A 12591-nucleotide genomic window follows, 5' to 3' on the forward strand; every position below is an offset into this window, starting at 1 on the left:
GAATCATCTTTTTTCTTTAAGAATTGAGTGAGTCTGCAAATTATTGCAGTGTTATACTACTTAATCAAAAAACACATGATATAGCGATTCTACAGAACGGTTAAGGTCCTCTGCTTTTATCCCAAACATCATAGAAACCTCTGAAGAACCCTGGTTAATCATCTCAATATTCACGTTTGCACTTGCAAGCGCGGTAGTTGCCTTTTGTGCAACACCAACAGTGCTGACTAAGCCTTCACCTACCACCATAATCATGGCTAAGTCCCTGTGCATGATGATCGTGTCAGGATGTAGCTCATCGTATATACGCTTCGTTATATTAGCTTCTTTCTCTTTTGTTAGCTTGCTGTCACGTATAATGACGGACATATCATCAATACCAGAAGGTGCATGCTCAAACGAGACTCCTTCATCCTCTAAGATGTTTAATAGTTTTCTACCAAAGCCAATTTCTCTGTTCATAAGGTATTTACTTACATACAAACTGCTAAATCCGGTGTCACTTGCAATACCCACGACACACTTTTCATCTTGTTTTTTCTCAGCTACAATATTTGTTCCTGGTAAATGTGGTTTATTTGTATTTTTAATACAGACCGGAATCTGTTCTTTAAAAGCTGGTATAAGTGCTTCATCGTGAAAAACAGAGAACCCCGCATAGGAAAGTTCCCGCATTTCTTTGTATGTTAATGTCTTAATTTCCTTTGGATTTGCTACAATGGTTGGGTTAACCGCATAAACGGAATCCACATCTGTAAAATTTTCATAGAGGGTTGCTTTTACTCCTGCTGCAACAATGGACCCAGTTATATCAGAACCACCTCTAGAGAAAGTCATCAATTCGCCTTGCTCTGTGTATCCGAAAAATCCAGGTATAACTAATATTCCGACTTTTTCACGTAAGTTGTATATTCTTGCAAAGCTATCATCCAGAATTTGTGCATTACCTGGATCATTGCTCACAATAATGCCAGCATCCTTTGGATTAATGTAAGAAGCATTTAACCCAATTGAACAAAGATAAGCACTAAGAATCTTTGCAGAACTGTCTTCGCCAATAGACTTTAGGGCATCTAGCTTGGAAATTGAGGATGCGTCTTGTCTTATGACGGATTTAATTGTTTGTTCAATATCCTCTAACAGAGCTATATCAAGTGAAAGTTCTTCTGTTATCTCTCTAAAACGATCCATGACTTTCTCATAGCTTTGCTCATATGACTCACCATTTATGTATGCTTCACCGAGCTGAATTAATAAATCGGTTATTTTTACATCATCAGGTGTCCTTTTACCTGGAGCAGAGACGACAATAATTTTTCTTGCGGGGTCGTCTTGAATTATATTACCCACTTTTTGAAGTTGGGTAGCTGTTGCCATCGAGCTTCCCCCAAATTTTGCTACTTTCATAAAAAGCCTCCTGAATCAATAATTTTTATATAAAATAATAACACATATCAAGAAATATGGACACTAAAAAATAATAGAGATGTCACTTTAATTTTAGTGCTTTGAGCTAGAAGTTTTAAAGGGAGAACCTTCTTTCCATAAAAAAAGATGGCTACTTGTCCATCTTTTTTGTTTGTTCTTTGTTTTTTTGTCTTTTCCGATCCCGATAAACAATAAAACCTCCGATGAAGCCTAAGCCTGCAATGAAAAAGAGAAGACCGGCAACAAATTGTACACCTGTATGTAGAAAAATAGGATAGAATTCAGAAAAAAGTGCGTCTCTCATAAGTTTAATGCCAAATGCTGCAATAATACCTGGAATAAAGAGAACAATTAAGGCAAGTGATCTACTCATATGATTTCCCCTTGGATTATATATTCCTTATTATTATATCAGAGGTTGGACGCTAAATGTACCTCAAAGGTATTTGCCAAAGTATGCAGGATAGCGTATTATAGAACTGTGCAAATTAATGCAAGGTGGGATGAGATGAAGCGTGTACTTATCGTTGGGGCAGGTAAAGGCGGTAGTATTCTGTTAAACATACTTTATCAGGCAAACCAGATGAACATTGTAGCAGTAATTGATGTAGACAAACAGGCTGAAGGTTTAGAGGTTGCCCAAAAGTATGGAATTGAAATAGGTCATGACTGGAAAAAGTGGATAGACAAAGATATAGACATTATTATTGAAGCAACAGGGAAAGAACAGGTACTGGATGATATTGTTGACAAACGAAACAGAAAAACAGTTGTAATCCCAGGAAGTGTTGCATACATAATCTCGGAGCTTTTTAACGAGAAAGAAGCCTTGCTTGAACGCATAAAGCTGGAGATGAACAATCAACATCTTATTTTAAATAACATTCGAGACGGAATGATTGTTGTTAATAATCAAGGTGTTGTTCAGTTTGTGAATAAAAGTGCTGAACAAATTATTGGTCTAGCGAAAAAACAAGTAGAAGGGAAATATATCCAGACCGTTATACCCAATACTCGTCTGCCAAAGATTCTTCGCAATAAGCGTAAAGAGGTAAACCAAAAATTAACGCTTGATAACGGGAAACAGATCATTACTACGAGAATTCCTGTTATAGACGCTGAGCAAAATTTGGTTGGTGCGTTTGCTGTTTTTAAAGATATTACAGAGGTTGTGAACCTTGCAGAAGAAAATACGGACCTAAATGAGATAAAAACGATGCTAGAGGCAATAATTCATTCATCTGATGAAGCCATTACCGTCGTAGATGAAAACGGGAATGGGATGATGATTAACCCTGCTTACACGCGAATCACTGGATTAAAGGAAGCAGATATAATCGGTAAGCCGGCAACAGTGGATATTTCTGAAGGGGAAAGCATGCATTTAAAGGTGCTGCAGACCCGCAGAGCTGTAAGAGGAGTTAGAATGAAAGTTGGCCCAGGACGTAAGGATGTTTATGTCAACGTAGCACCTATCATCGTGGATGGAAAAATAAAGGGTAGCGTCGGTGTTTTACATGATGTCTCAGAAATTCAGTCGCTAACCAGTGAACTAAGACGGGCTAGACAAATCATTCGTAACCTTGAAGCGAAATACACATTCCGAGACATTCTTGGGGATTCAGTGGAAATGAAGCTGGCTTTGGAACAGGCAAAGGTAGGAGCCAAAACACCAGCAATTGTATTGCTGAGAGGTGAGTCAGGTACTGGGAAGGAACTATTTGCCCACGCAATTCATAATGAAAGTGACAGGAAGCATAATAAATTCATTCGGGTAAATTGCGCGGCTATTGCTGAATCGATTTTGGAAAGTGAGTTATTTGGTTATGAAGAGGGAGCGTTTTCGGGAGCCAAGCATGGTGGGAAAAAGGGTTACTTTGAAGAAGCAAATAACGGTAGCATTTTCCTTGATGAAATCGGGGAATTATCTTTAAATATGCAAGCGAAATTATTGCGTGTACTCCAAGAGCAAGAGATTGTACGGGTAGGTGGCACAGAGCCAATTAGCATAAACGTTCGTATTATTGCTGCGACAAATGTTAACCTTGAAAAAGCAATAATAAAAAAATCATTTCGTGAAGATCTGTATTATCGGTTGAATCGCCTCCCAATTTACATTCCAAGACTAAAGGAGAGGTTATCAGACCTGCCTGTTCTTGTTCAGCATATGATTCTAAAAATCAATGAAGATTATGGACGTAATGTCCAATCGATTTCGGATGAAGCACTGAATAAGTTAAAGAACTACCATTGGCCAGGTAATATTAGGGAGCTAGAAAATGTAATTGGACGTGCCATGATATACATGGACATGTCACAGGAAGAGATAAAAGCAAAAGATCTTCCTAATCTTCAATCAGTTCGAATAGAAACAGATACCCTGAATTTTATTCCAAGGCAAGGACAACCACTCCAAGAGGCTATGGAAAAATTTGAACGTACTTATATATATGAAACATACAAGCAAAACAACTTTAATAAAACAAAAACAGCTAAAGATTTAAAAATATCCATTCGTAATCTTTATTACAAAATGGAAAAATATAAAATTGAAAAAAACGACATGCAATAGTTTGCATGTTTGCATGCTTGCGTCAAATCAATAGCACCTTGAATACGCGTTAATACGGCAAAAGGAAGTTGGCATGAAATTTGCTACATATATAATGGGCAGACAGGAGGTCAAACTTGAAGAGTTTAGATGCGCTTATAACAACCAATCGAAATACAGAAAACAGAAAAACCGTTTCCATTGCAAATGCAGGAGATAAAGAAGTGTTACTGGCTGTACGAGATGCTTTAGAACAAGATCTATGTTCATTTATGCTATTCGGTAACGTGGAGAAAATTAAAGATGCAGCAAAAGAGATTACCCTCGATTTGGAAAATCCTTTTATTAATGTTAAAGAAACAGCGACACCTGATGCAGCGGCTCAAGCTGCTGTTAAGGCAGTTTCACAACAGGAAGCGGATGTTTTAATGAAAGGGAATATTGCAACAAAGACGCTATTAAAGGCTGTTTTAAATAAGGAATTTGGACTTAGAACGGGAAACATTTTATCACATGTTGCGCTTTTTGAAATTCCCGGCCGTGAACGCTTGGTATTTTTAACAGATCCAGCAATGAACATCACGCCAAATTTAAAGGAAAAAGCCGAAATTATTAAAAATGCTGTGGTGGTAGCTAGAGGCATCGGTTTAGAGAAGCCAAAAGTCGCGGTCCTAGCTCCTGTTGAAACAGTGAACGAGGCAATGCAGTCCACCGTTGATGCAGCATTACTTACGCAAATGCAAAAACGTGGCCAAATTAAAAATTGTATTGTCGATGGTCCATTAGCTTTTGATAATGCTGTTTCTGTTGAAGCAGCAAAGCATAAAGGTATCCAATCTGAAGTAGCAGGGGATCCAGACATTTTGTTAGTACCGACGATTGATGTTGGCAATGCACTTTATAAATCATTTATTTATTTTGCAGGTGCAAATGTGGCGGCTATGGTTAGTGGTGCAAAAGCACCAATTGTTTTGCCGTCGAGATCAGATGATGCAAAGAGTAAATTATACTCATTGTCTTTAGCTTTAGCTACTACAACTACTTTTTAGGAGGAAATTATAATGGAAATATTTACTTATATGGAGAAATATGATTATGAACAGCTTGTTTTTTGTCAAGATAAGAGCTCTGGACTGAAGGCCATTATAGCCATACATGATACAACTTTAGGACCTGCACTTGGTGGGACTAGAATGTGGACATATAAATCTGAAGCAGAGGCGATTGAAGATGCACTTCGACTTGCTAAAGGCATGACATATAAAAATGCAGCTGCTGGATTAAATCTGGGTGGAGGGAAAACCGTTATTATCGGGGATCCGAAAAAAGATAAGAATCCAGAAATGTTCCGTGCCTTTGGTAGATATATTCAGGGGTTAAATGGTCGTTATATTACGGCAGAGGATGTTGGAACTACTGTCCATGATATGGATTTAATTCACCTTGAAACAGATTTTGTAACAGGAATTTCACCTGAATCTGGTTCATCAGGCAATCCTTCCCCTGTCACTGCATACGGCGTTTACAAAGGAATGAAAGCAGCAGCTATGGAAGCTTATGGTAGTGATTCACTAGAAGGAAAAACAGTTGCTATACAGGGAGTAGGAAATGTTGCGTATGCGCTCTGTGAATTCCTACATGAGGAAGGTGCTAAACTAATCGTAACAGATATCAATAAACAATCTGTTGAGAGAGCCGTAGAGGCATTTAATGCAACAGCGGTAGACCCGGATGATATCTATGATGTTGATTGTGATATTTATGCACCTTGTGCATTGGGTGCAACAGTTAATGATGATACAATAAATCGATTAAAAGCAAAAATTATTGCTGGATCAGCAAATAATCAGCTTAAGTCTTCTAAGCACGGGGACATCATTCATGAAAAAGGGATCGTTTATGCACCAGACTATGTTATAAATTCTGGTGGTGTTATTAATGTTGCGGACGAACTCGTTGGATATAATCAAAAACGTGCTATGAAAAAAGTTGAAACAATATATGATAGTTTAACAAGGGTATTTGAAATTTCCAGAACTGATAACATTCCAACATATGTAGCTGCTGATCGTATGGCAGAAGAGCGGATTGAAGCGAAAAGAAATTCAAGAAGCCAATTTTTACTAAATGACCACCATATCCTGAGCAGAAGGTAATCGTGTGTGCAATGGAGGGTAATACTTTGCAATTAAATTACAGAAACTTAGTCATTAATCCTGGCTCTACTTCTACTAAAATTGGGGTTTTTGAGAATGACATATGTATTTTCGAAAAGTCAATACGTCATAGTGGGGAAGATCTTAGCCAGTATTCCAACATAATGGATCAATATGATTTTAGAAAAAACGTTATTCTTGAACAATTAGACTATGAAGGCATTAACATTTCCAAATTGAGTGCTGTTTGCGGCAGGGGTGGTCTACTACAACCCATTGAAGGTGGAACTTATGAGGTGAACGACATCATGCTACATGACCTGCAAACCGGTTATAATGGCGAACATGCTTCAAACCTTGGAGGGATTATCGCTAATGAAATTGCCAGTGGGTTAAACATCCCTGCATTTATTGTCGACCCGGTGGTTGTGGATGAACTTGCTGATATAGCACGATACTCAGGAGTACCAGAAATACCAAGAAAGAGTATCTTCCATGCTTTAAACCAAAAAGCTGTAGCGAGAAAAGCAGCCCGCGATGCTGAAAAAGCATATGAAGAGATGAATATGATTGTCACACATATGGGCGGTGGAATAACCATAGGGGCCCATAAAGGTGGCAAAGTAATAGATGTAAACAACGGACTACATGGGGATGGCCCATTTTCTCCAGAACGTGCGGGAACGGTTCCAGCAGGTGATCTCGTTTCACTATGCTTTTCTGGAGAGTACTACGTTGGTGAAATTATGAAAAAAATAGTAGGGCAGGGTGGCCTAATGGCATACCTTGAAACAAACGATGCAGTAGAAGTAGAAAAGCGAATTGCAGCCGGAGATACATACGCGGAAGAAGTATATGAAGCGATGGCTTATCAAATTGCAAAGGAAATCGGATCAATGGCTTCCGTTCTTCAGGGGAGAGTAGATCTGATCGTGCTTACTGGTGGCTTGGCTTATGGGAAAACCTTTACTGAAATGATTATGAAACGGGTAAAGTGGATTGCTGATACGGTCGTATACCCAGGGGAAAATGAATTAGAGGCACTTAATGAGGGCGTTCTTCGAGTGCTCCGAGGGCAAGAAGAACCTAAAGTTTATCCTAATGATGACAAAGAGGAGCGATTCTTGTATGGCGAAAGAATATGATTTAGTCATTCTTGGTGGAGGAACGGGCGGCTATGTAGCTGCTATTCGTGCCTCCCAACTTGGAATGCAAGTAGCAGTTGTGGAAAAAGGGGAACTAGGGGGAACATGCCTGCATAAAGGCTGTATTCCATCAAAAGCTCTTTTAAGAAGCGCAGAGGTATTTAGACAGACAAAAGAAGCTGCGGAGTATGGTGTTGAAACGAAGGATCCGAGCCTAAACTTTAATAAAGTACAAGAACGAAAAAATAAAATTGTTGATACATTGCATAAAGGTGTACAGGGATTAATGAAAAAGGGGAAAATTGATGTTTTCCAGGGCTATGGCCGTATTTTAGGGCCAAGTATTTTTTCTCCAATGCCTGGAACCATATCCATTGAATATGCTAACGGCGATGAAAATACTATGATCGTCCCTAAAAATGTTCTTATCGCAACTGGCTCTAAACCTAAATCACTTCCTGGATTGGAACTGGACGGGGAAATGGTCATGAGTTCTGATGATGCTTTAAAAATGCAAACACTCCCTGAGTCTATTCTTATTATTGGAGGCGGCGTTATTGGCGTTGAATGGGCTTCTATGCTGACTGACTTTGGGGTAAAGGTGACTGTCTTGGAGTATGCGACACAAATCTTACCAACAGAGGACAAGGATGTTGCTTCAGAGGTTGAAAAGCAATTGAAAAAAAGAGGAGTAACGTTTGTGAAAGGTGCAAAGGTTCTTCCTGATAGTCTTGAACTTAACAGCAATGTAACTATTTCAGCAGAAAAAGCGGATGCCGTGGAATCCTATACTGCTGATAAAATGCTTGTGTCTGTCGGACGTGAAGCAAATACAACCAACATTGGAATAGAAAACACGGACATTGTATTAGAAAATGGCTTTATCAAAACAAATGCATTCTTCCAAACGAAAGAATCGCATATATACGCAATTGGAGATGTTATTGGTGGAATGCAACTTGCTCATGTGGCATCACACGAAGGTATTGTAGCTGTCGAGCATATGGCAGACGAAAAACCTCTTGCATTAGAGTATGATAATATTCCTTCTTGCATCTATTCAAGCCCTGAGGCGGCAAGCGTAGGTTTAACTGAGAAACAGGCTACTGAAAAAGGCTATGAAGTAAAGGTTGGAAAGTTTCCTTTTAAAGCAATTGGAAAAGCATTGGTTCACGGGGAATCAGAAGGCTTTGTAAAAATAGTTGCAGACAAGAAAACCGAGGACTTGCTTGGTATTCATATGGTTGGTCCACATGTAACGGATCTTATCTCAGAAGCTGGACTTGCCAAAGTATTGGATGCTACACCATGGGAGCTTGGCCATACAGTGCATCCACATCCGACATTGTCTGAGATTGTTGGGGAAGCTGCTTTAGCAGTAGAAGGAAAGCAGATACATGGGTAAAAGATAGTTTTAATGAAAAAGGAGGCTATTAAATTGGGAAAAGAACGTCATGAAGCGCTAGGATTGACTGATGATCAGGTTATTGAAATGTTTAGAACCATGCTGCTTGCCAGAAAATTGGATGAGCGTATGTGGCTTTTAAATCGTGCTGGTAAAATTCCATTTGTTATTTCCTGTCAGGGACAGGAGGCCGCTCAGGTAGGGGCTTCCTTTGCACTAGATCGGGAAAAAGATTATACGGCACCATATTATAGAGATATGGGTGTGGTTCTAGCATTTGGTATGACCGCAAAAGAATTGATGTTATCAGGTTTCGCAAAAGCTGAGGATCCTAACTCAGGTGGAAGACAGATGCCTGGACATTTTGGCCAGAAAAAGAACAGGATTCTAAGTGGTTCTTCCCCAGTAACTACACAAGTGCCACATGCAGTGGGCGTGGCACTAGCTGGAAAAATGGAAAAGAAGGATTTTGTTTCTTTTGTAACTCTTGGAGAAGGTTCATCTAATCAAGGGGACTTTCATGAAGGATTGAACTTTGCAGGAGTACATAAGCTCCCTGTTATTACAATGGTAGAAAACAATAAATATGCCATATCTGTTCCGATAGAGAAACAAATTGCGAGCAAAAATGTTTCTGACCGTGCGATTGGTTATGGGATGCCTGGAGTAACGGTTGACGGAAATGACCCGTTAGCTGTATATGAAGCTGTTAAAGAAGCAAGAGAAAGGGCGATCAACGGAGAAGGCCCTACCTTAATTGAAGCAGTTTCATACAGACTTACTGCACATTCAAGTGATGATGATGATCGTCAGTATCGCGAAAGTGATGAAGTGGAAGAAGCAAGGAAGAAGGATTCTATTATTACTTTTGCTGCGTACTTAAAGGAAAATGGTGTGTTAAGTGATGAATCGGAAAAAGAAATGATAGACGAAATTAACTCCATTGTAAATGAAGCAACGGACTATGCTGAGAACGCAGCATACGCTGAAGCGGAACATGCATTAAAATATGTTTATGAAGAGTAGGGAGGGAATAGAAACATGCCAGTAATGTCGTATATTCAAGCAGTGACAGCTGCACTAAAAGAAGAAATGCAACGAGATGAAAAAGTATTTGTTTTGGGAGAAGATGTAGGGAAAAAAGGCGGCGTATTCCGCGCAACAGATGGTCTTTATGATGAATTTGGTGAAGCGCGTGTGCTTGACACACCGCTTGCTGAGTCTGCAATAGCAGGTGTAGGGATTGGGGCAGCAATGTACGGAATGCGTCCAGTTGCGGAAATGCAATTCGCTGACTTCATTATGCCTGCCGTCAACCAAATTATCTCAGAAGCTGCAAAGATGCGCTACCGTTCCAATAATGACTGGAATGTTCCGATGACTATTCGTGCCCCATATGGCGGAGGAGTTCACGGAGCGCTTTATCATTCCCAGTCGATTGAAGCGGTTTTTGCTAATCAGCCTGGTTTAAAGATTGTTATGCCCTCTACACCTTATGATGTAAAAGGACTGTTAAAAGCATCTATTCGGGACAATGATCCTGTCCTTTTCTTAGAGCATAAAAGAGCGTACCGGTTACTTAAAGGCGAGGTTCCTGAAGATGACTATGTACTCCCGATCGGCAAGGCAGATGTGAAGCGAGAAGGCTCTGATATCACCGTTATTACGTATGGTTTGTGTGTCCATTTCGCTCTACAAGCTGCTGAAAAACTTGCAGAAGAAGGAATCGATGCTCATATTCTAGATTTACGAACCGTTTATCCATTAGATAAAGAAGCCATAATAGAGGCAGCTCAAAAAACGGGTAAAGTACTTCTTGTAACGGAAGACAATAAAGAAGGAAGTATTATCGGGGAAGTAGCAGCAATTGTTGCAGAAAACTGTTTATTCGATCTTGATGCACCAATTAAACGTCTTGCTGGCCCAGATGTGCCATCCATGCCTTATGCACCAACTATGGAGAAGTATTTTATGATGAACCCGGATAAAGTAGAAAAAGCGATGCGAGAACTTGCGGAATTTTAAACTTGAAGGAGGATTGAATAATGGCTTCGGAAAAAATTAACATGCCCCAGTTAGGGGAAAGTGTAACAGAGGGAACAATAAGCTCTTGGCTTGTTCAAGTAGGCGACAAAGTAAATAAATATGATCCAATTGCAGAGGTACTCACAGATAAAGTGAATGCAGAAGTACCTTCTTCCTTCACTGGTACCATTAAAGAGCTCGTTGCCGAAGAAGGGCAAACCATTGCTGTCGGTGATTTAATGTGCTACATCGATACAGAAGACAGTGCAGGCGATGCAACACAGGCTACGAATAAAGAAACGGATGAGGCTCCAAAAGAAACTACAGAGGAACCGAATCAAGATCAATCCATGAAAAAACGTTATTCGCCTGCAGTGCTCCGCCTAGCACAAGAGAATGATATTGATCTTGACCAAGTTACTGGTTCTGGTCAAAAAGGTAGGATAACACGGAAAGATATTGAAAACTACTTGTCAAATGGAAAACCAAAAACAACAAGTAGTAATCAAGAAGTTTCTTCTAAGCCTTCACAAGTTCAGTCAGAGCCTGTTGTAGAAAAAGCTACATCTTCTGCAACTGTTTCAGAAGTGCAACAAGGAGATATTGAAATCCCTGTAACAGGGGTTCGAAAAGCAATCGCGCAAAACATGGTTCGATCTAAACAGGAGATACCTCATGCATGGATGACTGTAGAGGTAGATGTCACAGATTTGGTCACATATCGTAACCAAATTAAAGATGATTTTAAGAAAAAAGAAGGATTCAGCCTTACGTTCTTTGCTTTCTTTGTAAAAGCAGTTGCTCAGGCATTGAAAGAATATCCTCAATTAAACAGTATGTGGGCTGGAGATAAAATCATACAGAAAAAGGCAATCAACCTATCCATTGCTGTAGCAAAAGATGAGGAATTATTTGTTCCTGTAATAAAGAATGCTGATGAAAAGAGTATTAAAGGAATTGCCAAAGATATTACTGAGCTGGCAGGTAAAGCGAGGAAAGGTAAATTAACAGGGGACGACATGAAAGGTGGTACATTTACGGTCAATAATACTGGTTCTTTTGGGTCAATTAGTTCAATGGGTGTCATTAACCACCCACAGGCTGCCATTTTACAAGTAGAATCGATCGTAAAGCGTCCAGTTATTGTCGACAATATGTTTGCAGCTAGAGATATGGTTAATCTATCTTTATCCCTTGACCATAGAGTATTAGATGGTTTAGTTTGTGGGAATTTCCTCTCCTATCTGAAGAAAACGTTAGAAAATATGAATGAAAAAACAATGAGTATTTACTAAATCAGCGAGCATAGTATTTTGTTAATCTTAATAAATTGATAAATCAAGTGAAACTTGGTATGCTGTTTACAAGATTTGATAGAACTAATTTAACGTAAGGGGTTGGATTTCGTATGGATTTCAACATTTTTATGAATGATGTTGTCAATGCAGCACGTGAAGATATAACGGAAGCAGGATACGAAGAACTGAAAACACCAGAAGATGTAGATCAAGCAGTTGCTCGTAAAGGGACGACCCTTGTGATGGTGAATTCTGTTTGTGGATGTGCTGGAGGAGTAGCTCGCCCAGCTGCAGCTAATTCTGTTCATTATGACAAACGACCAGATCATTTAGTTACTGTTTTTGCCGGTCAGGACAAGGAAGCTACAGAAAAAGCACGAAGCTATTTTGAAGGATATCCTCCTTCATCACCTTCCTTCGCATTTTTGAAAGATGGGGAGATTGTAACCATGTTAGAAAGACATGATATAGAAGGCCATAGCGCGATGGATGTTGTGGGCAGATTACAATCCATATTTGATGAACACTGTGAAGAAATTTAACGCTCTTTTTGCTTGTTTTAATTAGCAAAAAGTGTATATTA

Annotated in this window: 11 protein-coding genes; 9 read left to right on the forward strand and 2 right to left on the reverse strand. The window is 39.4% G+C overall.

Features of this window, described 5'->3' with window-relative positions; translation table 11 throughout:
• Positions 1-60 precede the first annotated feature (60 nt).
• A complete protein-coding gene (locus ACTWPF_RS09460; protein ID WP_443149047.1) occupies positions 61-1407 on the reverse strand; it encodes an aspartate kinase in 1347 nt (448 codons plus the stop codon).
• Positions 1408-1558: 151 nt separating this feature from the next.
• The gene (locus tag ACTWPF_RS09465) at positions 1559-1801 is read right to left on the reverse strand and encodes a DUF2627 domain-containing protein (protein WP_238018914.1); all 243 of its coding nucleotides are present in this window, start codon (positions 1799-1801) and stop codon (positions 1559-1561) included.
• 135 nt (positions 1802-1936) lie between these two features.
• Here ACTWPF_RS09465 and ACTWPF_RS09470 point away from each other — a divergent pair, with 135 nt between their 5' ends.
• From ACTWPF_RS09470 to ACTWPF_RS09510, 9 genes are all read left to right on the forward strand, one after another.
• Positions 1937-4000, forward strand: a complete 2064-nt coding sequence (locus ACTWPF_RS09470; RefSeq protein WP_443149048.1) for a sigma 54-interacting transcriptional regulator — start codon at positions 1937-1939, stop codon at positions 3998-4000.
• 116 nt (positions 4001-4116) lie between these two features.
• Complete coding sequence (yqiS, locus tag ACTWPF_RS09475; protein ID WP_443149049.1) at positions 4117-5028, forward strand: phosphate butyryltransferase; 912 nt, start codon at positions 4117-4119, stop codon at positions 5026-5028.
• A gap of 12 nt (positions 5029-5040) precedes the next feature.
• The gene (gene bcd, locus ACTWPF_RS09480) at positions 5041-6135 is read left to right on the forward strand and encodes a branched-chain amino acid dehydrogenase (protein WP_106896889.1); all 1095 of its coding nucleotides are present in this window, start codon (positions 5041-5043) and stop codon (positions 6133-6135) included.
• An 11-nt stretch (positions 6136-6146) separates the two neighbouring features.
• Entirely contained in the window at positions 6147-7280 is a 1134-nt protein-coding gene (gene buk / locus ACTWPF_RS09485; protein WP_106898520.1) for a butyrate kinase, read from the forward strand.
• Positions 7264-8685, forward strand: coding sequence for a dihydrolipoyl dehydrogenase (lpdA, locus tag ACTWPF_RS09490; protein WP_443149050.1), 1422 nt, complete (start codon positions 7264-7266; stop codon positions 8683-8685). The genes buk and lpdA overlap by 17 nt, the downstream gene beginning before the upstream one ends.
• Positions 8686-8697: 12 nt before the next feature.
• Positions 8698-9711: a thiamine pyrophosphate-dependent dehydrogenase E1 component subunit alpha gene (locus tag ACTWPF_RS09495; RefSeq protein ID WP_058949847.1), complete on the forward strand. Its 1014-nt coding sequence runs from the start codon at positions 8698-8700 to the stop codon at positions 9709-9711.
• A gap of 15 nt (positions 9712-9726) precedes the next feature.
• Positions 9727-10710, forward strand: a complete 984-nt coding sequence (locus ACTWPF_RS09500; protein ID WP_443149051.1) for an alpha-ketoacid dehydrogenase subunit beta — start codon at positions 9727-9729, stop codon at positions 10708-10710.
• Between the two features lie 20 nt (positions 10711-10730).
• Entirely contained in the window at positions 10731-12005 is a 1275-nt protein-coding gene (locus tag ACTWPF_RS09505; protein WP_379549878.1) for a dihydrolipoamide acetyltransferase family protein, read from the forward strand.
• A gap of 113 nt (positions 12006-12118) precedes the next feature.
• Positions 12119-12550, forward strand: a complete 432-nt coding sequence (locus ACTWPF_RS09510) for a BrxA/BrxB family bacilliredoxin (protein WP_036572699.1) — start codon at positions 12119-12121, stop codon at positions 12548-12550.
• Positions 12551-12591: the final 41 nt, after the last annotated feature.

The organism is Oceanobacillus sp. M65 (assembly GCF_052246275.1).
GTDB classification, from domain to species: domain Bacteria; phylum Bacillota; class Bacilli; order Bacillales; family Amphibacillaceae; genus Oceanobacillus_B; species Oceanobacillus_B jordanicus.

Bases quoted from the DNA above. Each gene is read 5' to 3' on its own strand.
- bcd (WP_106896889.1), top strand. From the start codon at position 5,041: ATGGAAATATTTACTTATATGGAGAAATATGATTATGAACAGCTTGTT.
- ACTWPF_RS09465 (WP_238018914.1), bottom strand. From the start codon at position 1,801: ATGAGTAGATCACTTGCCTTAATTGTTCTCTTTATTCCAGGTATTATT.
- ACTWPF_RS09510 (WP_036572699.1), top strand. From the start codon at position 12,119: ATGGATTTCAACATTTTTATGAATGATGTTGTCAATGCAGCACGTGAA.
- buk (WP_106898520.1), top strand. From the start codon at position 6,147: ATGGAGGGTAATACTTTGCAATTAAATTACAGAAACTTAGTCATTAAT.
- lpdA (WP_443149050.1), top strand. From the start codon at position 7,264: ATGGCGAAAGAATATGATTTAGTCATTCTTGGTGGAGGAACGGGCGGC.
- ACTWPF_RS09460 (WP_443149047.1), bottom strand. From the start codon at position 1,407: ATGAAAGTAGCAAAATTTGGGGGAAGCTCGATGGCAACAGCTACCCAA.
- ACTWPF_RS09500 (WP_443149051.1), top strand. From the start codon at position 9,727: ATGCCAGTAATGTCGTATATTCAAGCAGTGACAGCTGCACTAAAAGAA.
- ACTWPF_RS09505 (WP_379549878.1), top strand. From the start codon at position 10,731: ATGGCTTCGGAAAAAATTAACATGCCCCAGTTAGGGGAAAGTGTAACA.
- ACTWPF_RS09495 (WP_058949847.1), top strand. From the start codon at position 8,698: ATGAAAAAGGAGGCTATTAAATTGGGAAAAGAACGTCATGAAGCGCTA.
- ACTWPF_RS09470 (WP_443149048.1), top strand. From the start codon at position 1,937: ATGAAGCGTGTACTTATCGTTGGGGCAGGTAAAGGCGGTAGTATTCTG.